This window comes from Mesorhizobium sp. M0152 (genome assembly GCF_040322415.1).
Taxonomy (GTDB): Bacteria; Pseudomonadota; Alphaproteobacteria; order Rhizobiales; family Rhizobiaceae; genus Mesorhizobium.
Map to the genome: position 1 here is coordinate 187,481 of NZ_JAMYTH010000002.1, position 20,846 is coordinate 208,326.

General features: G+C 60.1%; 38 protein-coding genes. 10 read left to right on the top strand and 28 right to left on the bottom strand.

Annotated elements, in window-relative coordinates; genetic code table 11:
• Window positions 1-115: 115 nt before the first annotated feature.
• From NKJ26_RS03090 to NKJ26_RS03110, 5 genes are all read left to right on the top strand, one after another.
• On the top strand, window positions 116-1,387 hold the full coding sequence (locus tag NKJ26_RS03090) for a helix-turn-helix domain-containing protein (RefSeq protein WP_352693572.1): 1,272 nt from the start codon (window positions 116-118) through the stop codon (window positions 1,385-1,387).
• 112 nt (window positions 1,388-1,499) lie between these two features.
• Window positions 1,500-2,000 carry a dATP/dGTP diphosphohydrolase domain-containing protein gene (locus NKJ26_RS03095; protein ID WP_352693574.1) on the top strand — a complete coding sequence of 167 codons (501 nt, stop codon included), beginning with the start codon at window positions 1,500-1,502 and terminating at the stop codon, window positions 1,998-2,000.
• The gene (locus NKJ26_RS03100) at window positions 1,997-2,230 is read left to right on the top strand and encodes a hypothetical protein (protein WP_352693576.1); all 234 of its coding nucleotides are present in this window, start codon (window positions 1,997-1,999) and stop codon (window positions 2,228-2,230) included. The genes NKJ26_RS03095 and NKJ26_RS03100 overlap by 4 nt, the downstream gene beginning before the upstream one ends.
• Window positions 2,227-2,382, top strand: a complete 156-nt coding sequence (locus NKJ26_RS03105) for a hypothetical protein (RefSeq protein ID WP_352693578.1) — start codon at window positions 2,227-2,229, stop codon at window positions 2,380-2,382. The genes NKJ26_RS03100 and NKJ26_RS03105 overlap by 4 nt, the downstream gene beginning before the upstream one ends.
• A gap of 52 nt (window positions 2,383-2,434) precedes the next feature.
• On the top strand, window positions 2,435-2,605 hold the full coding sequence (locus NKJ26_RS03110) for a hypothetical protein (protein WP_352693580.1): 171 nt from the start codon (window positions 2,435-2,437) through the stop codon (window positions 2,603-2,605).
• Between the two features lie 86 nt (window positions 2,606-2,691).
• Here NKJ26_RS03110 and NKJ26_RS03115 read toward each other — a convergent pair whose 3' ends face one another.
• A complete protein-coding gene (locus NKJ26_RS03115; RefSeq protein WP_352693582.1) occupies window positions 2,692-3,438 on the bottom strand; it encodes a nucleotide-diphospho-sugar transferase in 747 nt (248 codons plus the stop codon).
• 658 nt (window positions 3,439-4,096) lie between these two features.
• Between NKJ26_RS03115 and NKJ26_RS03120 the strand changes: the two genes are divergently transcribed.
• Window positions 4,097-4,444, top strand: a complete 348-nt coding sequence (locus NKJ26_RS03120; RefSeq protein WP_352693584.1) for a sunset domain-containing protein — start codon at window positions 4,097-4,099, stop codon at window positions 4,442-4,444.
• Between the two features lie 114 nt (window positions 4,445-4,558).
• Here NKJ26_RS03120 and NKJ26_RS33540 read toward each other — a convergent pair whose 3' ends face one another.
• Complete coding sequence (locus tag NKJ26_RS33540) at window positions 4,559-4,783, bottom strand: Y4oE-related protein (RefSeq protein ID WP_502903076.1); 225 nt, start codon at window positions 4,781-4,783, stop codon at window positions 4,559-4,561.
• Between the two features lie 121 nt (window positions 4,784-4,904).
• On the opposite strand from NKJ26_RS33540, the gene NKJ26_RS03125 reads away from it, so the two are divergent.
• The 4 genes from NKJ26_RS03125 to NKJ26_RS03140 all read left to right on the top strand — a co-directional run bounded on the left by NKJ26_RS03125 (window position 4,905) and on the right by NKJ26_RS03140 (window position 8,476).
• Window positions 4,905-5,105: a KTSC domain-containing protein gene (locus NKJ26_RS03125; RefSeq protein ID WP_352693847.1), complete on the top strand. Its 201-nt coding sequence runs from the start codon at window positions 4,905-4,907 to the stop codon at window positions 5,103-5,105.
• A 62-nt stretch (window positions 5,106-5,167) separates the two neighbouring features.
• Entirely contained in the window at window positions 5,168-6,052 is an 885-nt protein-coding gene (locus NKJ26_RS03130) for an ATP-dependent DNA ligase (protein WP_352693586.1), read from the top strand.
• Window positions 6,053-6,221: 169 nt separating this feature from the next.
• A complete protein-coding gene (locus tag NKJ26_RS03135) occupies window positions 6,222-7,559 on the top strand; it encodes a hypothetical protein (RefSeq protein ID WP_352693588.1) in 1,338 nt (445 codons plus the stop codon).
• A complete protein-coding gene (locus tag NKJ26_RS03140; RefSeq protein WP_352693590.1) occupies window positions 7,556-8,476 on the top strand; it encodes a DNA adenine methylase in 921 nt (306 codons plus the stop codon). Before NKJ26_RS03135 ends, NKJ26_RS03140 begins: the two co-directional genes overlap by 4 nt.
• 377 nt (window positions 8,477-8,853) lie before the next feature.
• On the opposite strand, the gene NKJ26_RS03145 is transcribed toward NKJ26_RS03140, so the two are convergent.
• The 26 genes from NKJ26_RS03145 to NKJ26_RS03270 form a co-directional block, all read right to left on the bottom strand.
• Window positions 8,854-9,069 carry a hypothetical protein gene (locus tag NKJ26_RS03145; protein ID WP_352693592.1) on the bottom strand — a complete coding sequence of 72 codons (216 nt, stop codon included), beginning with the start codon at window positions 9,067-9,069 and terminating at the stop codon, window positions 8,854-8,856.
• A complete protein-coding gene (locus tag NKJ26_RS03150) occupies window positions 9,066-9,767 on the bottom strand; it encodes a DUF2786 domain-containing protein (protein WP_352693594.1) in 702 nt (233 codons plus the stop codon). Before NKJ26_RS03150 ends, NKJ26_RS03145 begins: the two co-directional genes overlap by 4 nt.
• The gene (locus NKJ26_RS03155; RefSeq protein ID WP_352693595.1) at window positions 9,764-10,210 is read right to left on the bottom strand and encodes a hypothetical protein; all 447 of its coding nucleotides are present in this window, start codon (window positions 10,208-10,210) and stop codon (window positions 9,764-9,766) included. Before NKJ26_RS03155 ends, NKJ26_RS03150 begins: the two co-directional genes overlap by 4 nt.
• Window positions 10,207-10,569 carry a hypothetical protein gene (locus NKJ26_RS03160; protein ID WP_352693597.1) on the bottom strand — a complete coding sequence of 121 codons (363 nt, stop codon included), beginning with the start codon at window positions 10,567-10,569 and terminating at the stop codon, window positions 10,207-10,209. The genes NKJ26_RS03155 and NKJ26_RS03160 overlap by 4 nt, the downstream gene beginning before the upstream one ends.
• Complete coding sequence (locus NKJ26_RS03165; RefSeq protein WP_352693599.1) at window positions 10,566-11,117, bottom strand: hypothetical protein; 552 nt, start codon at window positions 11,115-11,117, stop codon at window positions 10,566-10,568. Before NKJ26_RS03165 ends, NKJ26_RS03160 begins: the two co-directional genes overlap by 4 nt.
• Before the next feature lie 9 nt (window positions 11,118-11,126).
• The gene (locus tag NKJ26_RS03170) at window positions 11,127-11,294 is read right to left on the bottom strand and encodes a hypothetical protein (RefSeq protein WP_352693601.1); all 168 of its coding nucleotides are present in this window, start codon (window positions 11,292-11,294) and stop codon (window positions 11,127-11,129) included.
• Window positions 11,295-11,530: 236 nt separating this feature from the next.
• On the bottom strand, window positions 11,531-11,809 hold the full coding sequence (locus tag NKJ26_RS03175; protein WP_352693603.1) for a hypothetical protein: 279 nt from the start codon (window positions 11,807-11,809) through the stop codon (window positions 11,531-11,533).
• Between the two features lie 10 nt (window positions 11,810-11,819).
• On the bottom strand, window positions 11,820-12,017 hold the full coding sequence (locus NKJ26_RS03180) for a hypothetical protein (protein WP_352693605.1): 198 nt from the start codon (window positions 12,015-12,017) through the stop codon (window positions 11,820-11,822).
• A complete protein-coding gene (locus tag NKJ26_RS03185) occupies window positions 12,014-12,385 on the bottom strand; it encodes a hypothetical protein (protein WP_352693607.1) in 372 nt (123 codons plus the stop codon). Before NKJ26_RS03185 ends, NKJ26_RS03180 begins: the two co-directional genes overlap by 4 nt.
• Window positions 12,386-13,027: 642 nt before the next feature.
• Entirely contained in the window at window positions 13,028-13,231 is a 204-nt protein-coding gene (locus tag NKJ26_RS03190) for a hypothetical protein (protein WP_352693609.1), read from the bottom strand.
• Window positions 13,228-13,536, bottom strand: coding sequence for a hypothetical protein (locus NKJ26_RS03195; protein WP_352693611.1), 309 nt, complete (start codon window positions 13,534-13,536; stop codon window positions 13,228-13,230). Before NKJ26_RS03195 ends, NKJ26_RS03190 begins: the two co-directional genes overlap by 4 nt.
• Window positions 13,536-13,766, bottom strand: coding sequence for a hypothetical protein (locus tag NKJ26_RS03200; protein WP_352693613.1), 231 nt, complete (start codon window positions 13,764-13,766; stop codon window positions 13,536-13,538). Before NKJ26_RS03200 ends, NKJ26_RS03195 begins: the two co-directional genes overlap by 1 nt.
• Window positions 13,763-13,945, bottom strand: coding sequence for a hypothetical protein (locus tag NKJ26_RS03205; RefSeq protein ID WP_352693615.1), 183 nt, complete (start codon window positions 13,943-13,945; stop codon window positions 13,763-13,765). The genes NKJ26_RS03200 and NKJ26_RS03205 overlap by 4 nt, the downstream gene beginning before the upstream one ends.
• 190 nt (window positions 13,946-14,135) lie before the next feature.
• Window positions 14,136-14,342 (bottom strand): hypothetical protein, encoded by a 207-nt coding sequence (locus NKJ26_RS03210; protein WP_352693617.1) that lies wholly within the window; start codon window positions 14,340-14,342, stop codon window positions 14,136-14,138.
• Window positions 14,343-14,406: 64 nt separating this feature from the next.
• Window positions 14,407-14,583, bottom strand: coding sequence for a hypothetical protein (locus NKJ26_RS03215; RefSeq protein ID WP_352693619.1), 177 nt, complete (start codon window positions 14,581-14,583; stop codon window positions 14,407-14,409).
• A complete protein-coding gene (locus tag NKJ26_RS03220; protein ID WP_352693621.1) occupies window positions 14,584-14,820 on the bottom strand; it encodes a helix-turn-helix domain-containing protein in 237 nt (78 codons plus the stop codon).
• Window positions 14,821-14,845: 25 nt separating this feature from the next.
• Window positions 14,846-15,235, bottom strand: coding sequence for an HNH endonuclease (locus NKJ26_RS03225; protein WP_352693623.1), 390 nt, complete (start codon window positions 15,233-15,235; stop codon window positions 14,846-14,848).
• Between the two features lie 5 nt (window positions 15,236-15,240).
• Window positions 15,241-15,375, bottom strand: a complete 135-nt coding sequence (locus NKJ26_RS03230) for a hypothetical protein (RefSeq protein WP_352693624.1) — start codon at window positions 15,373-15,375, stop codon at window positions 15,241-15,243.
• Between the two features lie 75 nt (window positions 15,376-15,450).
• A complete protein-coding gene (locus NKJ26_RS03235; protein WP_352693626.1) occupies window positions 15,451-15,831 on the bottom strand; it encodes a LexA family protein in 381 nt (126 codons plus the stop codon).
• Complete coding sequence (gene dnaN, locus NKJ26_RS03240) at window positions 15,828-16,988, bottom strand: DNA polymerase III subunit beta (protein ID WP_352693628.1); 1,161 nt, start codon at window positions 16,986-16,988, stop codon at window positions 15,828-15,830. The genes NKJ26_RS03235 and dnaN overlap by 4 nt, the downstream gene beginning before the upstream one ends.
• 34 nt (window positions 16,989-17,022) lie before the next feature.
• Window positions 17,023-17,454: a hypothetical protein gene (locus NKJ26_RS03245; RefSeq protein WP_352693630.1), complete on the bottom strand. Its 432-nt coding sequence runs from the start codon at window positions 17,452-17,454 to the stop codon at window positions 17,023-17,025.
• 29 nt (window positions 17,455-17,483) lie between these two features.
• Window positions 17,484-17,729, bottom strand: a complete 246-nt coding sequence (locus NKJ26_RS03250; protein WP_352693632.1) for a hypothetical protein — start codon at window positions 17,727-17,729, stop codon at window positions 17,484-17,486.
• Complete coding sequence (locus tag NKJ26_RS03255) at window positions 17,726-19,147, bottom strand: DUF4942 domain-containing protein (RefSeq protein ID WP_352693634.1); 1,422 nt, start codon at window positions 19,145-19,147, stop codon at window positions 17,726-17,728. Before NKJ26_RS03255 ends, NKJ26_RS03250 begins: the two co-directional genes overlap by 4 nt.
• Window positions 19,148-19,257: 110 nt before the next feature.
• On the bottom strand, window positions 19,258-19,512 hold the full coding sequence (locus tag NKJ26_RS03260) for a hypothetical protein (protein WP_352693636.1): 255 nt from the start codon (window positions 19,510-19,512) through the stop codon (window positions 19,258-19,260).
• Between the two features lie 105 nt (window positions 19,513-19,617).
• A complete protein-coding gene (locus tag NKJ26_RS03265; protein ID WP_352693638.1) occupies window positions 19,618-20,010 on the bottom strand; it encodes a hypothetical protein in 393 nt (130 codons plus the stop codon).
• Complete coding sequence (locus NKJ26_RS03270) at window positions 19,973-20,836, bottom strand: phage replication initiator YdaU family protein (protein WP_352693640.1); 864 nt, start codon at window positions 20,834-20,836, stop codon at window positions 19,973-19,975. Before NKJ26_RS03270 ends, NKJ26_RS03265 begins: the two co-directional genes overlap by 38 nt.
• Between the last annotated feature and the right edge of the window lie 10 nt (window positions 20,837-20,846).

Sequence of the window (20,846 nt, forward strand, 5' to 3'; positions counted from 1 at the left end):
GAACCCTGTGGGGCACGGACAGGACCAACTACGGCGACTGCATCGGCAAGAATGAGGCGCTGATCGCGATCCTCCCGCCGCCGTCGCCTGCCAAGAGCGGAAAGAAGGTGGCGAAATGAGCGAGGGGGCAACCAAGAAAAAGACCGGCGGCAAGGTCGACAAGCTGGAGATCGAAGAGATCGCTCGCCGGCTGGCCGTTTACCGGGCCTGTGGCCTGTCCAAGCGCCGCGCCGCTACCGAACTCGGCATCAACCGCTCAACGCTCCAGGCGACGCTACGGCGTGCCTCGGAACGCGGCCTTGACGGCACCATCGCCGGCAACGTCGTTCCGGAAGGGTTCATCGTCCAGTCGCACTCGATCACGCGCGACGCCGACGGCTTGATCGAGCGGACCTCCGTCAAGACGCGCGCCGACAAGGGCGAGAAGTTCGTCAAGCCGTCCGACCAACTGCTGAAGGGTCTTTCGGTTCTGACTGACGGCGAGGATCGTATCCTCCTGAAGTGGCACAAGACCGACCGCGACCTGAAGGACACGATCGACAAGGCGGAGATCATCCGCAAGGCGTTCGAAGACTTCGTTCCGTCGGCGCCCTTCATCATCCGGCCGCAACGCTCACTCTCCGAGCGTCTGTCGGTCTACATTTTCTGCGACTGGCACGTCGGCCTCTTCGCTCACGGTCGCGAGACTGGCGGTCCCGATTGGGATTTGTCGATCGCCAAGCGTGTCTTGCTGCAATCGGTCGCGGACCTGATCGAGCAAACGCCGAAGTCCAAGCAGGCTGTCATCCTGGGCATCGGCGACCTTCTGCACGCCGACAACGCGCGCAACATGACGGAGCGCTCCGGCAATATCCTCGACGTGGACACGCGCTATTCCAAGACGCTGTCGACGACTGCCGATCTCTTGGTCGAGGCGTCCGAAATGGTCGCGGTCAAGCACGAATTGATCGAGCTGGTGTTGAAGCCTGGCAACCATGACCCGAATTCGACAGTCGGGCTTGTCCAGGCGCTTCGCATGTACTGGCGCAACGAAGACCGGGTCGAGGTCGACGACAGCCCAAGCCCGTTCTGGTGGAAGCGCTTCGGCGTCAACCTTCTCGGCGCGGCTCACGGCGATGGGGCCAAAATCCCCGATATGCCGCTGATCATGGCGAACGTTCGGCGAGGCGATTGGGCCGACACGTACACGCGGCATTTCCACACCGGCCACATTCACCACGACACGGTGAAGGAAGTCGGCGGCGTGCATGTGTGGTCGCACCGCGCGCCAGTGGCGCAAGACGCCTATCACGCTTCGAAGGGCTTCCTCTCCGGTCGCTCGATGCGCGCGTGCAACTACGATTTCGAGCGCGGCACAACCGGCACGTCCGAAGTCGAAATTCGGTAGGCGAGGGCGGGCATGTTTGACCGCCTTCTCCGCCTTTTCATCCTCATCCTCTTGATCCGATCGGACGCGCGGCGAGCGCGGCGCTTCCGCTCGGCCGCCGAAGGCAATCGACATGAACCGTTATGATATTTACGCGCCGGACGAAGGGCCGAAAAAGCCCGCGGTGCTTCAGGGGCAGCAATTCCAGAACGTTCCGGACGCTCCAGCCGTCAAGCCGGCGAACCCGAAACAGGCATACGGCGACAAGAAACCGCCGCTCGCCTATATCCCGCTCTCGGCGCAACTGGCGGAGCTTGAAGCCCTCTTCGACGGCGCCCTGAAGTATGACCCGCACAACTGGCGCGACAACCCGGTCGAGGCAATGACCTATGTCGAGGCCGCGATGCGTCACCTTCAACTGTGGAAGGTCGGCGAGGAAAGGACGCGCGACACGTTGGTCCAGAACCTTGGAGCCGTGAAGGCGTGTTGCACGATCCTGATCGATGCGGCGGCTCATGGAACGCTGATCGACAACCGGCGCAAGTCGAAGGTCGAGGCCGACCTCTTGCATGAGGCCGAAGCATGGGTCGCTCGGCTGAAGGCAATGCAGACAGAACGCGAGGCGGCCAAATGACCGACGAAGTCAAACCCGCCCTCGATTTCGATCCGAAGGTGAAGGAATTCATCGACAGCCTGACGCCGGAGCGGGTCAAGTATCTGGAGGCTTCAATCCAGTTCTCGAGGGACAGGGAAAGCGCAGGGCGGTTCCTGAAGTTCCTTGGCATCCTCTTCGCGTTCGTCACTGGCGCGATCGTCGCTTGGGACAAGGTCGCGGTCTACATCACGCCGGGGCGGCACCCATGAGCATACCCCGGCCGAAGTCGTTCCGTAGTGCGTTCTGGCAATTGCTGGCGATCGGGGTCTGCCTCGCCGCCGCCGTCTATGTGGCGCACGCCATCATCGAAATAACGGCCGACGGTACGCCGCCCGCCGATTGTCTGAAGAAATGCGACTAACGCGTGGAACCATCGTTGCGGGGGCGCGTTCGGGCTGAAAGGTCTCAGCCCAATGCAAGATGACCAGTCTAGCGAGATCACGCCGCACCAAGAACTGTTGGCGCGTGCTATTGCCAAAGAAACGGGCATCACCCCGGATCAAGCCCACCTCCTGATCAAGCTGATCGGCACCGAACGCAACTCGCTCTTGCGGGAAGCGCGGGCGTGGAAAACACGCGGTTGAAATAGAGGTCCGCTGAAGCGTTTTGTCGCCTTCGGCCACCGGCGAGGGCGTTCTTGCGCGTCCTTGGCCGGTCCCCGGCCTGTCGATTAGCCTTTGCGCAGCCGCTCTTTGCGTTCGTCTAGGATGCGCTCAATGGTCCGGACCCGGTCCTGCCGGCGTGTAAGATCTCTGCGTGCTTTGCCGCGAGAGTGCTCCAACGAGATTTCCCGGCTCGCCTGTAGTTGCTCGATATGGATTTGATCGGGCTTTCCGTTTTCGAGGCGGTCGAATACCCAACAGAACGAAATGGGTAGCTCGCCTTCACGATAGCGCGGGTTTGCGGAGGCCCGATCTTCGTCGAGGATTTCCTGTAGCACGACCTGATCCCATACTTCCGGGTTTTCATCGCAGCGCTTCCGCCACAAGGCTAGGATTTCGCGAGCGGCCGGCGTGTCGTTGATGAGGATTGTTGCAGAGATAAGCCGACCGCTTTCGCGGTAGACGGCGATGTCGCAATCAAAACCGGCAAGCGCCGGCCATGGGTCGCGATGGAAGACGGCGTCAACGTCCACATACAAGAGCGGCCCCTGAAGCTTCTGACGCATATTGACAAGGAACGTCGGCTTCAGGCTCGCGTTGCGCACCCAGCTTCCAGCGCTGGCGAATGGCCGGGCTTGGACAGAAAGGCCAAGACGCCATGCCGACGCGGTCATGCGGGCGGCTTCTGTCTCATAGAAGGAATTCATCGAAAAGAACGCCACGATTTCGCCGGTGTTCGGACTGCCGGCAGGCTGTGGGTCTTTCGGGAAGGGAGCAAGCATCTTCAGGTGCCGGGACTTGGTGGCCCGGAACATATCAAGAATTCGGGTAAGCAAGGGGATGCCTTTATTAGAAGATTTGAATGTAATATGCGAGATTATATAGCGAGGAAGCGAGAGGCGCGCTAGGCCGCGAGGCCAGTCGGGTTGGCGCGGCGTCTTGTCTCATTCCGAAGATCCTTTTTGCTTCTGTGGTGGCGGGCTTGACGCGGCAGGGACGATGTTCCTATTTCGTTCCGTATGGAGATCGAGACACTAGGCGATTGCCTTGCCCATTCTGTGACCGTCCGCGTGTTCTGTGCCTTTGGCCCCTACACGAAGGGGATGCAGCGCGGAAGAGAGTGCAATTGGTCGTATACGGCGGACATGGAAACGCTTGTTCTCACGCGAGGCCGTGACTTCCCGATCTCGTTGCTCCGCGAGCGCGTCCGCTGCCCCCGATGCGGTAGCCGGAGGCTCCGCGTGATGTTTAGCTTTCCGACCAATTCGGACGCCGCCGCCGCCGTTATGGCCGCGCGCAGGGTTGGGTAGGCCCGCGTTTGCCGGTTTACACTCAGCTGCTCTTCAAGCCTGTGCCTCAGAAGCTGGCGACTGCGATCGGTCCCCGGAGCTAGGCTGCACCAAGCCTGCGCTTTCAAGTGTCGTCTGGACTCCAGCGCGCCTTAATCGCATTCTCCCGCAGGGAGAGAGAGGTATGGGGCTCCACGGGCAAAAGGCTTCACCACCAAAACGGCGCAGACGCTCGTTGTTGGAACAGCGGGCGCTAATCCCTGTTCTGCTGTGCGGTGTTGCGGCTGCCGGCTATTTCATGCCGCAAAGTGAGCAGCATCCCCTTCCGACCGTACACCGGCAAGGTGGGTCCCGAGCCCAAGGGGGGTGCAATATCAAAGGCAATATCAGCGTCGTCACAGGCGAGCGCATCTATCACATGCCAGGTCAGCGCTACTATAACGAAACGGTCGTCAACCCTGCCAAGGGCGAGCGCTGGTTTTGCTCCCAATGGGCCGCGTGGTGGGCGGGTTGGCGGAAGTCTAAGGTGTAAGGCGGTCGCAACCAACCCCTCCGCCGATCGTTGACCCCATGCTGGGTTAATCCCTGGCCAAACTCCAGACCCTGCCCGCTGCCGAAAGGTGGCGGGCTTTTTCGCATTCGAGCGCTAGTTCAGTTTACCCCGGAGTTCGCGAAAGACCTGGCACCAAAAGCGATAGTCATCCTCTCGACCATCGAAATGGGCAGTCAATGCGCAGTGAGCCACGGCGGTCTTTGCGTCCGACCCATAAACTTCGATTGCTGCGTGGGCGGCGCGGCCTGGGTCGACCAGTTCCGCCAGCGTCAATTTCGGACAGCTTTCGTCGGGGCTCGGCACTACCAGGCCTCCCACAGTGGTTCGGCAATTCTAGCACCGTGGATTCAGGCGTCCATTCCTACCGTCGCTCTTCCGTTGCCTAGGCAGGCGGTCGAACTGGTGACGCAACCAACCCCTCAGCCACCCGTTGGACGCCATGCCGTCGACCTCTATACGCAAATTCGACTATGACCCGAACAATAGGGTTCTCTCGGTCTGGTTCGTAGCTAGCGGGAAGCATTACGAGTTCTTGGACGTACCGCTTGAGACCTTTAGCGAGTTCAAATCGGCCTTTGCCAAGGGCCGTTATTTCAACGACCACATCCGCAACCGCTTCGCATTTCGGCTCGTGACATAAGAAGTTCCGGAACTATTTTAGTTGAATCTAATTTAAGTTCAGCCGGTGGGGAGTCTGAATTCATGCGTACCGAGGGGGAGCGGCTGAGGTTTATCAAGCCGGAAGAGCCGATCCTAGTCGAGGTGCCACCGGTCAGCGATGACTGGCTGCACGAAATCAAATACGACGGCTTCCGTACCCAGCTGATCCTCGATTGGGCCGGCGCCCGCGCCTTCACCCGCACCGGCATCGACTGGTCGAAGCGGTACTGGCCGATTGTGACCGCTGCCGAGCAGCTCAAGGCAAAATCCTTCATCCTGGACGGCGAGGTGATCGCGCCCGAGGCGGACGGCCGGCCGAACTTCCACGCCATGCACTCGCGCATGACGTGGAACGCCGAACTGCTCGCCTTTGTTGCCTTCGATATCCTGCACAAGGATGGCAAGGATCTGCGCGCGCTTCCGGCCGTCGAGCGAAAGGCGATCCTTTGGGACCTGGTGAAGCCAGGCGACGGCATCATCCAGTACAGCGATCATGTCGAGGGCAGCGGCGCGGATTTCTTCGCGGCCGTCGACAAAATGGGGCTGGAAGGCATGGTGTCGAAGCGCCGCAATAGCCCATATCGCAGCGGCGGCTCCGATGCCTGGGTGAAAACGAAATGCTGGGATGTCGACGATCTCGATCTGATCGGTGTCGTGCGACAAGCCGGCAAGCAGACCGAGGGCCTGTTCGCGAAAGAAGGCAAATATGTCGGCAAGGCCGTCATCGCCACCAGCCGCGCGATAAAGGAAAGCCTCTGGCGCCGCATCGAGCGCGATCGCGCCGCGCCGCCGGCCGGAGTGCCGACAGCGGTGGCTGACGACGATGTCGAATGGGTCAAGCCCGGCATCACCGCTCGCGTCCGTCATCTCCGGGGCGAGCCGAAGCTGCGCCATGCGTCGGTGCAGTCGATCCGGGAAGGAACTTAGTGACGCCGATTGTGTCTGGCTTCGACAAATAGCGCCCTCAAGAAAGGGAGTGTTGCCCAGAATAGTATCCAGATCACCTCCGGGAATATTTTGCGACAACTCTGCGCTCGATAGCTTGAATTTTTCTCACGCACAGGTTTAATCCCCCACCAGGTATGGGAGGGGACTAATGCCGAAACCTATTGGCCTGAAAATCTCTGAGCTTCGCTTGGATCACGAAAATCCGCGCATCTCGACGGAAGACGGTCAGATCAACATCCGTCAGGCACTTCTCGATGATCAGGGGACCAAGATAGCGGAGCTTGCCGCCGATATCGCAAAATTTGGGCTAAACCCCATGGACCGAATGATGGTTCTAAAGCCCGACTCGAAGAAAAACGAGTATGTCGCTCTTGAGGGTAACCGACGAACCGCAGCCTTGCAGATTATCGCCAATCCATCGTTGCTGGAAGATTTGAAGATTCCAGACTCGCTTCGAACTAAGCTGACCGACCTTGCCGACGATTTTAACACGAAAGCGGTCGAGCCCATCTCTGGCGTGGTCATGCCCGACCGAGACACTGCCCGACGTTGGATAGAGCTCCGACACACCGGACAGAACAGCGGGCGGGGAATCGTTGACTGGAATGGTGTTCAGACGGCCCGTTTTCGCGGAGATCGCACACTTGATCTGTTGGAATTCGTGCGTCAGAAGGGAAATCTGACATCAGCCGAGCAGGCTGCCATTGCGAACAATTTCCCGATTACCACGCTCGACCGTATTATTTCCAATCCAGCAGTCCGCCAGAAAATAGGCATACAGATCGTCGATGGAGAGTATTATTTCGCTTACCCGACCAGCGAGCAGATCAAGATCATCAAGAAAATCGTTCTTGACCTGGCAAGTAAGACAATCAAGGTCGATGCGGTCAAAACGAAGGAACAGCAGATCACCTACGTCGACGGCATTCCCAAATCGGCGATGCCATCTGGACCGAAGCTCAAGGCGGCCGAGTCTGTGAAGGCTGTAGTAAAGGCCCAGCCATCACCCCCACCCCCTCCGCCGCCCCCCTCTCCAAGCCCATTGCACCGAAAGACGCTTGTCCCAAAGAGCTTTGGATTGACGATATCGAACACGAAAGCAGCTCAGCTCTTTTATGAGCTGCGAAACCTGAACATCGACAAATTCACCATTGCCGGCGCTATTTCTTTGCGAAGTTTTGTCGAAGCGGTCGTCGAGATATATTGCTCTTCCCATTCGATCTTAACGAAACACACGTCGGGGAAGAACGCTGGGAAAACATTCAGCCTAGCGGAAAAAGTGGAGGCCGTGCTGCTGCATCTCACTTCGGCTCTGACGAAACAGGAGTTGACCGCCGCACGGGCTTCACTCACCGGTAAGGACAGCGTGATATCCGTCGCCCGATTAAACGAGTACGTGCATAATCCGGCCATGTTTCCATCAAAAAACGATCTTATTGGCGCCTGGTCTGGCGTGGAAGCATTTTTCAAAGCGGCCTGCAAATGACGCCGAAGAGCGCCCGCGCCTCTCACCATGCGTCTCCGCTACGCTATCCAGGGGGAAAGGCCAAGCTCGCTCCCTACTTCAAAGCACTCGTTCGAAAGAATAGTCTCCTAGACGGAACTTATGTCGAACCGTTCGCAGGCGGTGGCGGGGTGGGGCTATGTCTGCTTCTGCATGGCTATGTCGAGCACATCATACTCAACGACCTGAGCGCCCCGATCTACGCCTTCTGGAGAGCACTGTTAGATGAACCCGACCGGTTTCAGCAGAAGATTCTCGACATTGAGCTAACGACCGAAGAGTGGCTAAACCAGCGACAAGTGTTTCAGGAAGCTGAGGGGCGGATCTCCTTCGAAATTGGTTTTGCCACGTTCTTCCTCAACCGAACGAACCATTCTGGCGTCCTCAACGCCGGCATGATCGGAGGGCACAGTCAAAAGTCCGCCTATGGTCTCGATGCGCGTTTCAATCGCCAAGAACTAGCTGCTCGGGTGATGAGGATCGCGAAAAATCGTTCCAAGATCACGGCGATGAATCTAGATGCGGGCGAGCTTATCCGTAATGTGACGGAAATTGCCGGCGATGAGCGTCCGCTGATCTATATCGATCCTCCATACTATCGGAAGGGGCGAGACCTTTACTACGACTTCTACCGTCCTGAGGATCATGGTAAGCTTCGCGATGTGATCGTTCAACTCAATTCGGCAATCCCTTGGGTCGTCTCTTACGATAACGAGCCTGCGATCCGCGAATTGTATGAAGGCCACCAGATGCTTGAGTACAACTTGAGCTATTCGGTCCGAAACGGAAGGCAGGGCAAAGAGGTTATGTTCCTGTCAGATTGTCTCAAACCGGCTTCACTTGCTGAAGGAGGGCTGGAGGCGCCCCCCGCACAAGCGGAGTTCAACCTGGCCAGTTAATCGATTCGGGCGCACGACGGCTAGATCGTCTGACACACGAAGAGATTTCGAGGGTGAGCACGAAGGGCGGCAAGGTCGAGAGCAAATGGATCAAGCCCGGCCTCGTCTAAAAACTCTGAAGCGAGAGGATGAATTGCGGCACGCCATCTTGCGAGCGATCCGAGAGGAAAGCCCGGACAGCCGGAGCTAAATCTTCTTCAGGTCAAGGTCCAGAAGGTACGCTCGGAAATCCTTGTAGCAGTCGGCGCGACCGTGTTCCCATGCCTGGAGCCGTTCCGAACTCTCCGGGTCATTACCGGCGTTCCGGCATATGGCCTCACGCTTTTTCAGAACCTCTATCAGATACGCGCGCAATTGGTCGGCTGTCGGCTGTTTGCTCATCGCTGGACCTCTGCCGGCTTCGGCGCGTCGAGCGACCGTCGGATGAAGGGCGGAAGGTCCGCCGGAACCCTAGAGCAATAGCTGAAGACGCATTGATCGGCCGGTTGCGCCTCGAAATAGGTCCAGCGGATGCCAAGGTCGTTTATCACATCGGAAGGGCGACGGTTCTCGCCGGCAACCGCCGCGCCATTGATATCGAATATCAGCTTCACGCAATCCTCCGCTGCATACCTGTCGGCCCCGTCACGCCGCGATTAAGATCGACCGCTTCGCCAGCCTTCAGCCCGCGTCGATACTCCGCATCGAGCGATCTGGACGGCTTAACGCGAGCGTCCCCTAACTTGATCCCGGCCGCGTCGAGCGCTGCGTCGATAAGGCTATCGCGAAGTACGATCAAGCCGGTTCCGGTCGGTGTCTTCGGCTTCAGGGCAAGAATACGCTCATAGAGCTTGTCGGCCATCCCGTCTAGGAAGGCCGCCACGCGCATTCGACGGCGCACCGGGACCAAGAGCGCATGTTGCGCGATCGTGCGCCGCTCTCCGTCACTCATGGCGCGCGTAACGATCGCCAAGAGGTACTTCGCGACCTCGACTTCGTGATCGAAGCCGAAGAACGTCACGCGATAGGGTCGCACGCCGGCAGGGCCGACCCATACACGCGTTCCGGTCAATTCCGCGACCGCAAGCGCCGGTTTCCACAAGCGCTCGCCTACGGCGTCGTCGTGGCGCTCGTCGTGGCGGGCAAAAGGGTTCTCGCGGAGCGTCGCTTCGTCCAGCGTGACGTTGTGGGCGGCAAGCATGTCGGCGAGCTTGCTCGCGGCGGTGATCGCCTCGTCTTCCGTGCATCCGTTCTCGACCGTCATCGCAGCCAGGGCGCGGATGCGCTTGAAGAGCTTGTCGCGGTCGCTCATGACGCCGCCCTCCGGCTCCAGTCGTCCCAAAGCTCTTGAACCTTGGCCTTCGCGTCCGCCTCCGTCTCCAGCCATCCCGCCCTATGGTCACGGAGGGGTGGATTTCCTGGGAGCGAGACGATCTCCCAACGGTAGCGGCCGGAGCCGGAACGCTTCACGCCGCCGACAGGAACATCGCCGGCAAAGGCCAGAAGATCGCCGTCCGTGACCGGGTCCGGATCGGGTTCCCATCGCAAAGGGTCTGGCGTGAGAATGTCGTAGCCTTCGGGGCCGATGTTCCAAATCTGCCACGGCCTGCCCTCTTGCGGGTAGCGGTAGTCGCGGACGTGGGCGATGTTGCCGCCAGACAAGCTCTCGGTGAAGGCGTCGACGATGAAGGTCATGCCGATTTTGCCATCGAGAACGCGGTGCAGCCCACTGGCGTTTAGCTTGACCACAATCATTCGCATCCTCCAAATTCTCGCGCCAGCCGGCGGTTTTCGTCGCGATCATCGCGAAGGCGATCCGGGTCCGGTTCGTCGGCATGGGACCAACTTGCCATTGCCCTGCAAAGGTCAGGTTCCTCGGCGCAACCTTCGTGAACCTCGGTCGCATAGGCGTGGCTGTCGAAAGGGCCGATTGCATCATAAGACGTGCCATCCGGATCATAGTAGACGATCCACCATCCGGTGTTGTCGGGCGTCTCGTGGTCGATGATATGCTCGACCTTCTCATAGGCCAACGCGGTCTTGCCCATTAGCTCGGCGGCGCGGCGGTTCTGTTCTTCAAGGCTGGCGCGATAGTGATAGGGCGTCATGTTCATTGCGGCGAACCTTCCGTTTCCTTGATCCTCACAAGCTCGGCAATGTCGTCAAGCGATAGGCGCGGGACCGCCTTCAGGGCGGCGTCGGCCTCTGTCTTTGCGGCTCTGGCGATTTCTGCCAGCCGAATGGCTTCAGCGAAAGCCGCGTGCGCTTCCGGAGTGGCGGGCATGAGGGTTTGGATTTCCTTCTCTGCCCGGCTCGCTCGGTCGTTTCCGTGCCGGGTCGCTATCACCGCGACCTTGTGCGCGCCAAGCTCGTATCTGCCGCCGCCAGGGGCGCGACTGTTGTAAGTCTTGGCTTGCCCGACGTACTCGATGACGGTCGCTTCGTTTAGGCTCGGCCTTTCGTAGGGGCCGCTGCTGATCTCGAAAGCCTTGACCGCCGCCTTCCGGCGGAGATCGAGGTACATTTTGTCGATCTTCGCCTTCAGCTTGGCGAGGGAGACGTGCGAGTTGCCGCCGTGGTCAAGGTCGGCGCAATACCACTCGTCGGAATTCTCGCCGTAGCTGATCGTGTGGCCGCGATAGGTCGTTTCGATGCCTGCCATGTCGCCCTCTTACGTGCAGTCAGCGAGAATGACGCGAACCGTGTTGCCCGACTTTTCGAGCGTGACGTGAGCGATCTCTTCGCCGTCGGATTTGCGCTTCGTGACCTTGTCGAGGGAGCCGTAGCGGTCGCCCATCATCCAACGGTCGGTATAGGCAGGGATTTGAAGCCGGGTCATAGCGGCGGCCTACCGGCGAGGGATGCGGATAGGCGCGGTCGCGGCGGCGACCAGAACAACGGTTCCGGCCCAATGCCAGAAATCTTGAAAGATAAATTCGAGAACGATCATGGTGTTGCTCCTGTGGTAGGGGTTTTAGGCTGGAGGCCGGCAGCGTCGTCTCCGCTTTGTGGCCTAGATTTAGGCCACCAATAATCAGAACGCAAGAGCGAAACTGCGGTCGGACAAATTTTTTGTCAGCCGTTCTTATACCGAACTCCGGCGGGTCGGAACGTTTGCCCGTCTCCGGGAATGAGGCTGTCTCCGCCTGGCTCGACGAAGCCAAGCTTTAGCAGGCTCTCGGCTTGATCCTTCGCGACGCGGACGCCGGTCGGATAGACAAACCAGATAAACCCACCCTGCTTGGCCTCGGCCGTAGTGGCAGCAACTTCCTTGCATAGGACCGCGCCGGCTTTCAGGCAGGCAAGCAGGGCGCGGGTAGGCTTCGGGAGCTTGCGCTCGTCAGGTTTAGCCATCGCATCCCTCCTACGCTGCAAGCGCCCAAACCAGCCAAGCGGCGAGCGAGAAGATCGCCGCAAGCCCGAAGCGGATGAATGGCATAGGGTCGGGAAAGCTGTAGTCGCCGCCCTTCGGCTCCGCCGGGATCATCGCAGCGCGGCCGAATGTGCCGATCGTGATAACTGCCGGCACAACCCACCATCCGAAGGTGACGGTCAAGCTCATGACGCCCTCCCGACGATCTTGGCGGCCTTGCGGGCGCGCTTGGCCTCGGCGCGGTCAATGCGAGCCTGCGGGTCGACCTGGTGGCGCTCGAAAGTCTCTTCGAACTTGCGCCAGTAAGGCTCGACGCGGCCATTGAGCCGGCTGTTGTGGCGCTCCGTCTCGATCCAGCCCTCGTCGGCGTCGTAGGCCAGCACGTCGCGGCGCGGAACGCCATCGAACAGAATGCCGATCGTCCGCCCTAAATGGAAGTTGTCGCGGGTGAGCCTGAAGCGGCGCGGCGGCGCTTCGGTGCGGTCGGGGCCGAAGGTCACGGCAAGTCGATTGCTCGGCTCGCGAGCGAAGGCCGCGCCCATAGTCGCGGCGGCCATTGCGGATAGTAGTCCAATTCTCATATCAAGTTTGTTCCTGTGGTAGTGAAAGGGCCGGCTCGATATGCTGCCGGAGGTAGAGGGGATGGCCGGGGTGTCCGGCTGTTTGCTTTTCGATGTAGCTGCTGCGTGGTAGATTGCCGGCGGGAAGCCGAGAGCTTCTCTATTTGGGAGGACAAGTCATGCGCAGAGTTTTATTGGCATTACTCACGGTATCGCTGTTTGCGGGCCAAGCGCTTCCGAAAACGTTGCCATTTGAAGGGAAGGGTTCCGAGGCACCGAAGGCGCCGACAGGCAAAATGGAGCCAATGCGAAAAAACTGTTACACGAATATTCGGAAATGTGCCGGAAACGCTGTCTTCGCTGGTGGTCCCGACGGTTGGAGTTGCACTATTTTCTACAATAATGGTGCAAACGGGCACTCGAATTTTACAATTAGGAAATATAAGACTGTCACCTACTACGTCAAATACAATGACACAGCGGCGTGCGTTTTGGGCCTTAGGGGTGGATCTGAAAACGCTTCGAGGTTCTATATTTTCGTCCCTCGATAGTCGTTGGTCTCGGGTTGATCGAGCGGAGGGGCGCGAAGGCGTTGCCAAGCGCCAGGTCCGGTAAGGGGAGAATGTCGCCGGTCCGAGATCAGTGGACATAGGTGCTTGCTCCTTGGCCGTGCGGCACGACGCCGGCCTTCAGTATTGTGAGGTAGCGTCGGTGAACGTCGCCGGTGCCTCCGTCGCCGTCCAGGGTGACGGTCACGGCGTCGCCGTCGACCTTGCCGACCGTGCCGGTGTACCCGCTAAGGCCGACGATGCGGTCGCCCGGCTTGAAGTCTGGCGCGCTCATGGGAACTTCATCCCGGTAATGGCGAGGGCGCCCTCGGTGCCTTCCTTGCACCAATGCCAAGGGTGTTCCTCGTCGGCATCCTCGTCGCCGTCCCCATAGCGGTTGACAATCCAGAAATGGCCGAAGGTTCCTTCGCCGACGGCGTCTTCCGCCACGTCGCGGTCGATGCCGTGGCCTTCCAAGAGGTCCACCATCATTTCAGCAAAGGCGTCGCTCGCGTCGCCGAACGGCACATGGCCGTCAGTGAAAACCGCCCAGGGCGCGAAATCCTCGGTTGTGTAGACCGTCCAGTCTTTCGCGCTCATTAGGCGGCCCTCCGGACAGTCTCAGCGGCGAGCCGTTCCTTCAGATCGCCAATCTGGCGCTCGAAATCGCGCCGGATTATCCGCTCAAATTCGAGGCAGGCGCGCGCGCGGTCGAGGTCTTCGATAAGCCCCGCTACATCGTGGTCGTGTGCGTCCCGCAAGCCTTCGGCGTAGCCCTTGGCGTAGAAAGACGCATTGATCTCGGCGCTGGCGTTGACGGCGTTGCTCATCGCTGTACCCGCTTCGACGGGATGCGGAAAAGCGACCAACGATGCGTTGCCAGCCAAAGCGAGCCGTATTCATCGACGAAGTAGTGAACCGGCTCGCCTGTGACCCGATCGATAAATGCCGTCCCAATGCGGCGCATGGGCCGGTCGCCGGCAATCCAGAAAAGAAACTTTCTAAGCACTGTCGTCTCCGTGGTAGCTTGGAGGATCACGGCGCTTCGCGGTCGTGTTCCATGTCTTCGTTTTCTTGGGCTGCGGCCTCACGCTTGGCAGTCACGACAGGGCAGTCGCAAATGTAGTCTTCGGCGTCATCGCACCAAAACATCGTATCGAGGCAATGATCGCAGTAAGGGAGGATGCGAGAGCGGTCCATTACGCGGCCTGCTTCTGGACGTAGGCGACCGCAATCGCGAGATACTTGTTGAAGACCTTGATCGTGTTCGCGTTCTTCTCAACGAAGAGGCTATGCAAGAGCGCTTCGTATGAAACGCCGGCCTGCTTTGACATATGTGCGACGGTGTCGGCCACGATCTCGGCGGTGATCTTCAGTGCGATGTGGTCGCGGGTTAGTTGGGTCATGTCGTCTCCTGTGGTATGGCCTACATTTAGGCCATACCTTGAAGCGTGTCAACAAATCAGTTTGTCATGCGGCCCGTTTCGCGGGCCGGCGGTCGGCGGTGCGCTTGCGCCTCGGCTTGCCGTGCGCCTCGATCGCGATCATGGCCGCCAGGTCGGCCTCCAGTTCGCATTCGAGCATCGCGTCGAGAATGCGGTCGGCGAGATCGGCGTCGGGGTGAGGGGACGTTGCGGCGGTGATCATTTACGCCGCTCTCGACGCCCTGACCGTGGCCTTCAACGAGTATTGCGCAACGCGCTTGCCGTCGTCGCCGACCTCGATAAGGTCGGTGTCGATGGCGTAGCCGCGACCCTTCAGATCATGGATGCGAGCGCCAAGGCGGAGGCATCCGTAGTCCTTCAGCGCCTCCAGCGGCGTGATCGTGCCAAGCACGGAAAGATGCTCCAAAATCAAGTCGTTCTGCGATTGTGGCTGTGCCATTGTCGTTCCTTCGTGTGGTAGGGTTTCAGGCTGCAATTGCGGTCGCTCGCGCGATCCGCTTTTCCATCAACTCAAGACGCCGATTGATACGCAAACGCATGTTGATGCACCGAAACACAAGCGGTTCGCCCGCCCTCGGTTCTTCGATCATGCGGCGGAACTTGGCCGCCGGCATGTGGCCTTTGGCCCGGTTACAGGGGCCGCAAGCGGCGACGATATTGTTGCGATGATCCTTCCCGAATGACGCCTTCGGCTCGACGTGGTCGGCCGTGGCGGTTCCGGCGCTAATATGATCGCGGCAATAGTCGCAATGATTGCCCTGGGCGGCCCGCGCGTCGTCGCGATAGGCCCGGAGGAAGGCGGCATCCAGCTTGACTTGCTGGCGAGCCATGTAGCGCCGTGTGCGCCGGCTCATGGGGGCTAGACCTGGCTGGCTACGGCGAGGGCGGCCTCCAGATGGGCAACCGCGCTCCAGATAGCATAGAAGAGATATCCGGTAGCTGCGGCTGCGACGGCGCGATAAAGCGGGGCCGGAATGATCGGCTTAGAAAGCATGTCAGGCGTTCCTTGTGGTAGGTTGAACGCCTAAAATGCTACTCGGTTTTTTTGTTAATGCAACAAGTATTTTTGTCAGAACGACAAACGGTTGGCGCTTGCATCTTCGGCCCCGGCGTAGGGGACGCGCGCTGCCGGCCAGCGCCTGGCGCCCTCGACGAATGCCTTCGCCTGGCGGACGGCGACCAGCCCGGCCGCTGACGTGCGGTCGAGGGCGGCCAGGACGGCGCGAAGGTGATCCTCCGCGCCGCCGACGATCTCCAAATCGCGCGTGCCTTCACGCCGGAGCCGGCCAGCCTCGATCAGGTGCGCGACCAGATAGTGCGCGCTCGACCGGGACTTCAGGCCGATGTGGGCGCATATCTCGTCCAGGGTCGGCGTGCGGCGACCATCGCGTAGCTCGGCGACGATGAAGTCGAAGACTTCCTCTTGCCGCCTTGTGATCCCGCCGCTCATGCCGCCACCTTCAGGGGAGCGGCGAACCGGGCAAGTTCTTGACGGGCGAAGCCGTTGTCGCCGCTTCGCATCGGCATAAGGATGATGAATTCCTTGGGGCTGTCGTTGGCCCCTGTGATGGTTGCCGGAGAGCCGCCGTCATTGATCCACATTGTCACGCGATCGTTGCGCTTCAACTGGTAGAGCATTGTTAGAATGTAGGCCGCGTTGAAAGCGATATCGCCGCCGGCTGTGGGCGACGACAAGTCGACGCCGTCCAGATACTCGACGCCGGAGGCATCCTCGTTTTTGGTGCCAAGGGTCGCCCCCGTTTCGCCGATGGCGAGTGAGATCGACCGGCCGCGCTCCGTCGACGCCGCCATGACGCGCTTCGTTGCTGCCTCCAGGGCTTCGCGATCGAAGGTTGCCGCCTGTTTTGCGTCGGATTTCTTCGGCACGATGCGCCGCCAATCGGGGAAGGTTCCGTCGATCGTCTTTGTTCGGACGGTCACGCCGTCGAGTTGGAACTCGACGCGCTTCTGATCCTTGCCGACAAGGATCGCCTTGGGCGTGGGGAGCTTCAGCAAGACGTTGACGGTCTGGCGTGGAAGGATGATGCCGGCGAGCGCCGTCGCGTTGAAATCGAGCGGGAAGCACGATAGGCGGTGGCCGTCTGTCGCGACAATGCCGAACTTGCCCTCCGCGCCGTCGAAGAAAACGCCGTTGAGATAGTAGCGGGTTTCCTCCGTCGAAATGCTCGGCTGCGTGAAGTTCAAGCCGTCCTTGAACCTGTCGGTCACGCCCCCGATCCTTGACACGTCGCCAGACATATCGAGGGATGGGAAGTCCGTCGCCTCGTAGGCCGGCAAGCGATAGCGTCCACCGGGGAAGGTAAGGGTCGCTGCGTTGTCGTCGCCAACGTCGATTGCGATCTCGGCGTTCTTGTCGATCAGGCGGACGATCCGCTCCAGAAAGGCGTAGGAAATGCACGCCTTCCCCTCCGCCTTGATTGCGGCAAAGCCGGCGGTGATCAAAATGTCGAGGTTTGTCGCCGTGGCGCTCGCCCCGTCGAACAAGACGGCTCCCAGGATCGGGATCATGACCTTCGGCTCGACAACCGGCTTCAGGGTCTTCAGGGCGGCCGTAAGCAAGCCCGCGGTGGTTTCCAGATGATACATTTTGCGTCTCCGTGGCAGGAAAAGGATCTTCGGTTTAGGCGGCGATGGCGGCCGTCCCGTCGGCGATGGTGAAGTCGAGGCCGCCGCACATTTGCGACGCCAGAGCGCAGGCGTCAGGGCCGAAGAACCGGACTTCGTCGGCGCTGAAGGCTTTCCGTAGCGCCGCTGCGCTGCAAACGCCGTGATGGTGTTTGAGATCGATGATCTCCAGTGCCATCTTGCGGATATTTTCGGTGTGGTAATCCGTCCGGCGTTCTGCCCATTTGGCGTTTAGCTGCTCGAAACACTCTTCGAACGTCGTCGCATTCTCGGCGTATATGGCGCTCCGGCTACCGAGAATTCCAAGGGGATAGATCGTACCGCGAACAAAGCCTTGGTCGCTCGTAAGCGACACGCTGATATAGGCGGCCGGGCCGACGACAGCCTTCAGGCGATCGATCGCGTCGTGGATTTGCTTGGGGGTCATGCTCGTTTTCTCCGTGGCAGGGTTGAGGGTTAAAGGTCGATGGCCTTGCGGCCGTCCAGGGCGGCGCATTGCGCGTCGTTGCCTTCGATGATGGATTGCAGCATCGCCAGCCGGGCTCGGTCCCAAATCGCGCCAGGGACGCTCCGGAAGTCGTGCCTGGCTGCGATCTCGGCGGCGAGTTGTTCCCATACCGCTCCGACTTCGTGCGCCATGCCGGGCGTCTTGGCGCAGATGCGCTCCGCCGCCTTGACGATCGATTTCTTTGACGGGTTCACCAAAAGCTCCTTCCGTCCGCATAGACGCGAAGCGTGATCGTGTTGACGTTTGTTCCGGCGCTGGAGAATGACCCGCGCGGGTTGTCGCTCCACTTCCCATTCAAGCGGTCCATGTGCTGCCTGAAGGCGACGGCCTTGCGCGTCTCGGCAAACTCCGTATGCGCGGACATGATGGCGATCAGGAAGCCGTCGGGCTTCAGGAATTTGAGGGCGTGCATGACGTGATCGATATCGCGCTCGCGATCGAAAGGCGGGTTCATGATGACGCGGTCGAACGTGCCGGTCATGTCCGGCGTGAAGTCGAGGAAGTCGCCGGCATGGGTCCTGAAGCCGTCGGCTCCAAGCCTGATTGCAAGGTCGCGCTGGTACTCGATGCAAACCAGGTCCGCGCCATGCTTCAGTGCCCGGCGGGCAAGCTGCCCGGTGCCGGCGGACGGCTCCAGAACGCGAAGCTTGCGGTCGGGACTGTAGAGCCGCGCGTCATCGACCGTGCGCTCGGCAAGGGCGTCTGGCGTCGGGAAGAACCCAAAATTCCTGGCAAGCGATCGCTTCGGCTCATGAAGGCCGCCGTCGTCGTTGTCGTGCTGGCGCTCTGCGGGGATGACCTCGCCGTAATACTCGCCGATCATGCGGTTCGCGACCGTGACCAGGTCGTCGCGCTTGAACCAAAGATGCGCATTGCCGTTGCCGAAAATCCGGACCTTGAAGAACTCGCCTTCGATCACGGCCGGATAGTCGAAGCCTCCCCGGCCGCGCGCCGCGTCGATCGCGCCGACGATGCCGGCATATTGTGCGACAGCCTTGCGACCGTCGAGGATCAGGAAGGTGCGCTCGATATCCTGAAGCGTGTCTCGATGGCTCCGGTGATAGTTCCAATGGCCGTAGTCGCCGAAGGCGCTGGACAGGATGATGCGCGACCCGATTTTCCAGCCGGTGTGCGACCGAAAGCGGCGATCGAGATTGGAGAAGACCTCCGCGATGCCGCGCCGAAAGATCATGCCGGCCTCGGCCGCGAACTTCTCCAGCGTCGAGGCAGCCGTTTCTTCGGTGAACTCCGGCGGCTTCGTGCGAAGCTCGGCGCGAAGCTCATCCTTCGCCTTTTTGTCCATGAGGCGTTCAAGGTCCGTCGTCTTGACGATCGAAGTCCAGCAATCGGCGTCGACCATCTGTTGAGCGAGGGCCATGAAGGCGTCGCGCTTGGCGACTTCGAAGCTGCCGAAGACGCTCTTGCGCTGCTCTTGCGACATGAACATTCCATCGGCCGCCGGAGCGGCCTTGCGGAGGGTTTCGCCGGCCGCGCGAAGCATGTCATTGCCGGCCATGATCAAGGCGTGGGCTTCGCCGTACTGGTTGAAGGCGAGGTTCCGAAAAAACTCGATTTCGGCGAGGGTCGCGCGGGTAGCGAGCGCTGCGGTCATGGTGGGTTGCTCCGTGGTAGGGGCTAGAACAATCTTCGAACAAGAACAGAAAGTCAACAAATTGTTTTGTCAAAAAGAGCGCGGTGGGGAGCCGCGCTCTTCCGTTCGGCTTACTGGCCGATTTCGGCTCCGTCTTCGTCGTCGAGGACGACGCCGTCCCGGTCATGAGCGATGCGGAAGACGTTGTCGGCCGGAGCCGCCTCGATCTCGATCACCGGAGCCGGTCGCTCTTCGACGCCGGTTTCGTACTGGATTTCCTGCCAAACGATCGCTGCCGACTGGACAAGCTTTGTGCCGGTGACGGTTCCGGAAATAGCTCCGGCGCGAGCGAGAACGTATGCGGTGATGAATTCGGACTTCGTCATGGTGCTTCTCCGTTGCGTGGTAGGCGTCAACGCCGTTTCGTCTGGCGTGGTCTATATCTAGGCCACAAAAACGGAGCGGTCAAGCGTGTCCGACAAAAAAATTTGTCAGCCTTCGATTTGTGGAAACATTGTCGGGAACTTAGCGCGGAGCCGGGCGATCGTGGCCGCGCGTTCCGCGTCGGTAATGGCGAGCGGTTGCTCGGCCTTCGGCTTAGGGAGCTTGTCGGCTTCGCGCTTACGCTCTTGGTATTTTGCGAAAGCCTCCAGCCGACGGGCTTCGGCGCATAGCTCGGCGGTTGATGGACAGAAGCGCGGATTATGCCCCTCGACCTCGCCACGGATGAACCGCAAGACGGCTTCGATGAGGAACTGCGGTGCTAGCGGCTCGACTGCGATCATGAACGCCTTGGCGCGCTCCACCGGGTCGACCCCGGCGCTCTCGCTAAAGGCGGCGACCAGTTTACCAATCACGTCGGCTTTCGATTTGAAGTGGTTCATTGTTCGTTTCTCCATAGTCGCGCGCCATGTCGGCTAGAACGCCGGCCGTGGTGCGCCGTGGGATTGTGGTAGGGGTGTTGGCTTGGCGCTGGCGGCCTTCGACCCATGCGGGTTCGAAGCCCTGCCAGCCGTTCGCGATCATCATGTCGGCCGCCGCGTCGGGGTCTTCACAGCGACCGAACTTCTCGGCCAGCAATTCGGCGGCGCGATCGGTGAGCGGCTTACGGATTTTGACCCGGTGCTTCACGACAGCGTCGGCGGTTTCCCGCCGCAAGGTGGACTGGAGGATTTGCCGGGCTGTTGGCTTTGGAGGCGCTGCCGGCTTGGTTTCCTCGGTAGGCTCTGGAGGAAGGGTTTCCGGGTCGAATAGTGGAAGCGGCTCGCCGCTTTTGGAACCGTTAGGTTCCTTTTCTATTCTATTCTTATCTTCTCTATTTAAGGCGCTTGTCTCTTGCTTGTCTCCCAAGTCATTGATTTTGTTGGAAGTGGCCTCGTTTTCGCGCCGCTCCCGTTGAGATTTGGAGCGGGTTTCGTATCCATTTCGCGCTGATTTGGTGTCTGATTTTGCGCGCGAATTGGTGATGAGATCGCCTTCAAATGACAGCTTGCCAAGGTCGATCAGCTTGTCGGTTAGGCTCGTAGCCATGCGGATCGAGCATCCGAGAATGCCCGACAAATGGCGATCGTCGCGCTTGGTTTCGCCGCCGCGCGCATAGATCAAATCTAGCAGAACGATATACGCGCCGATCACGTCCGGACCCAAACCCTGGACGCCGTCGAGGAACGCGCGGGGTTCATGCTTGTACCACTCGAGGCCGGCTTTCATTCGCCGCGCT

What these genes read in the sequence shown, in the direction of transcription:
- NKJ26_RS03090 (WP_352693572.1), top strand. Translation starts at nt 116, where the DNA reads ATGAGCGAGGGGGCAACCAAGAAAAAGACCGGCGGCAAGGTCGACAAG.
- NKJ26_RS03095 (WP_352693574.1), top strand. Translation starts at nt 1,500, where the DNA reads ATGAACCGTTATGATATTTACGCGCCGGACGAAGGGCCGAAAAAGCCC.
- NKJ26_RS03100 (WP_352693576.1), top strand. Translation starts at nt 1,997, where the DNA reads ATGACCGACGAAGTCAAACCCGCCCTCGATTTCGATCCGAAGGTGAAG.
- NKJ26_RS03105 (WP_352693578.1), top strand. Translation starts at nt 2,227, where the DNA reads ATGAGCATACCCCGGCCGAAGTCGTTCCGTAGTGCGTTCTGGCAATTG.
- NKJ26_RS03110 (WP_352693580.1), top strand. Translation starts at nt 2,435, where the DNA reads ATGCAAGATGACCAGTCTAGCGAGATCACGCCGCACCAAGAACTGTTG.
- NKJ26_RS03115 (WP_352693582.1), bottom strand. Translation starts at nt 3,438, where the DNA reads ATGTTCCGGGCCACCAAGTCCCGGCACCTGAAGATGCTTGCTCCCTTC.
- NKJ26_RS03120 (WP_352693584.1), top strand. Translation starts at nt 4,097, where the DNA reads ATGGGGCTCCACGGGCAAAAGGCTTCACCACCAAAACGGCGCAGACGC.
- NKJ26_RS03125 (WP_352693847.1), top strand. Translation starts at nt 4,905, where the DNA reads ATGCCGTCGACCTCTATACGCAAATTCGACTATGACCCGAACAATAGG.
- NKJ26_RS03130 (WP_352693586.1), top strand. Translation starts at nt 5,168, where the DNA reads ATGCGTACCGAGGGGGAGCGGCTGAGGTTTATCAAGCCGGAAGAGCCG.
- NKJ26_RS03135 (WP_352693588.1), top strand. Translation starts at nt 6,222, where the DNA reads ATGCCGAAACCTATTGGCCTGAAAATCTCTGAGCTTCGCTTGGATCAC.
- NKJ26_RS03140 (WP_352693590.1), top strand. Translation starts at nt 7,556, where the DNA reads ATGACGCCGAAGAGCGCCCGCGCCTCTCACCATGCGTCTCCGCTACGC.
- NKJ26_RS03150 (WP_352693594.1), bottom strand. Translation starts at nt 9,767, where the DNA reads ATGAGCGACCGCGACAAGCTCTTCAAGCGCATCCGCGCCCTGGCTGCG.
- NKJ26_RS03155 (WP_352693595.1), bottom strand. Translation starts at nt 10,210, where the DNA reads ATGATTGTGGTCAAGCTAAACGCCAGTGGGCTGCACCGCGTTCTCGAT.
- NKJ26_RS03160 (WP_352693597.1), bottom strand. Translation starts at nt 10,569, where the DNA reads ATGAACATGACGCCCTATCACTATCGCGCCAGCCTTGAAGAACAGAAC.
- NKJ26_RS03165 (WP_352693599.1), bottom strand. Translation starts at nt 11,117, where the DNA reads ATGGCAGGCATCGAAACGACCTATCGCGGCCACACGATCAGCTACGGC.
- NKJ26_RS03170 (WP_352693601.1), bottom strand. Translation starts at nt 11,294, where the DNA reads ATGACCCGGCTTCAAATCCCTGCCTATACCGACCGTTGGATGATGGGC.
- NKJ26_RS03175 (WP_352693603.1), bottom strand. Translation starts at nt 11,809, where the DNA reads ATGGCTAAACCTGACGAGCGCAAGCTCCCGAAGCCTACCCGCGCCCTG.
- NKJ26_RS03180 (WP_352693605.1), bottom strand. Translation starts at nt 12,017, where the DNA reads ATGAGCTTGACCGTCACCTTCGGATGGTGGGTTGTGCCGGCAGTTATC.
- NKJ26_RS03185 (WP_352693607.1), bottom strand. Translation starts at nt 12,385, where the DNA reads ATGGCCGCCGCGACTATGGGCGCGGCCTTCGCTCGCGAGCCGAGCAAT.
- NKJ26_RS03190 (WP_352693609.1), bottom strand. Translation starts at nt 13,231, where the DNA reads ATGAGCGCGCCAGACTTCAAGCCGGGCGACCGCATCGTCGGCCTTAGC.
- NKJ26_RS03195 (WP_352693611.1), bottom strand. Translation starts at nt 13,536, where the DNA reads ATGAGCGCGAAAGACTGGACGGTCTACACAACCGAGGATTTCGCGCCC.
- NKJ26_RS03200 (WP_352693613.1), bottom strand. Translation starts at nt 13,766, where the DNA reads ATGAGCAACGCCGTCAACGCCAGCGCCGAGATCAATGCGTCTTTCTAC.
- NKJ26_RS03210 (WP_352693617.1), bottom strand. Translation starts at nt 14,342, where the DNA reads ATGACCCAACTAACCCGCGACCACATCGCACTGAAGATCACCGCCGAG.
- NKJ26_RS03215 (WP_352693619.1), bottom strand. Translation starts at nt 14,583, where the DNA reads ATGATCACCGCCGCAACGTCCCCTCACCCCGACGCCGATCTCGCCGAC.
- NKJ26_RS03220 (WP_352693621.1), bottom strand. Translation starts at nt 14,820, where the DNA reads ATGGCACAGCCACAATCGCAGAACGACTTGATTTTGGAGCATCTTTCC.
- NKJ26_RS03225 (WP_352693623.1), bottom strand. Translation starts at nt 15,235, where the DNA reads ATGAGCCGGCGCACACGGCGCTACATGGCTCGCCAGCAAGTCAAGCTG.
- NKJ26_RS03230 (WP_352693624.1), bottom strand. Translation starts at nt 15,375, where the DNA reads ATGCTTTCTAAGCCGATCATTCCGGCCCCGCTTTATCGCGCCGTCGCA.
- NKJ26_RS03235 (WP_352693626.1), bottom strand. Translation starts at nt 15,831, where the DNA reads ATGAGCGGCGGGATCACAAGGCGGCAAGAGGAAGTCTTCGACTTCATC.
- dnaN (WP_352693628.1), bottom strand. Translation starts at nt 16,988, where the DNA reads ATGTATCATCTGGAAACCACCGCGGGCTTGCTTACGGCCGCCCTGAAG.
- NKJ26_RS03245 (WP_352693630.1), bottom strand. Translation starts at nt 17,454, where the DNA reads ATGACCCCCAAGCAAATCCACGACGCGATCGATCGCCTGAAGGCTGTC.
- NKJ26_RS03255 (WP_352693634.1), bottom strand. Translation starts at nt 19,147, where the DNA reads ATGACCGCAGCGCTCGCTACCCGCGCGACCCTCGCCGAAATCGAGTTT.
- NKJ26_RS03260 (WP_352693636.1), bottom strand. Translation starts at nt 19,512, where the DNA reads ATGACGAAGTCCGAATTCATCACCGCATACGTTCTCGCTCGCGCCGGA.
- NKJ26_RS03265 (WP_352693638.1), bottom strand. Translation starts at nt 20,010, where the DNA reads ATGAACCACTTCAAATCGAAAGCCGACGTGATTGGTAAACTGGTCGCC.
- NKJ26_RS03270 (WP_352693640.1), bottom strand. Translation starts at nt 20,836, where the DNA reads ATGAAAGCCGGCCTCGAGTGGTACAAGCATGAACCCCGCGCGTTCCTC.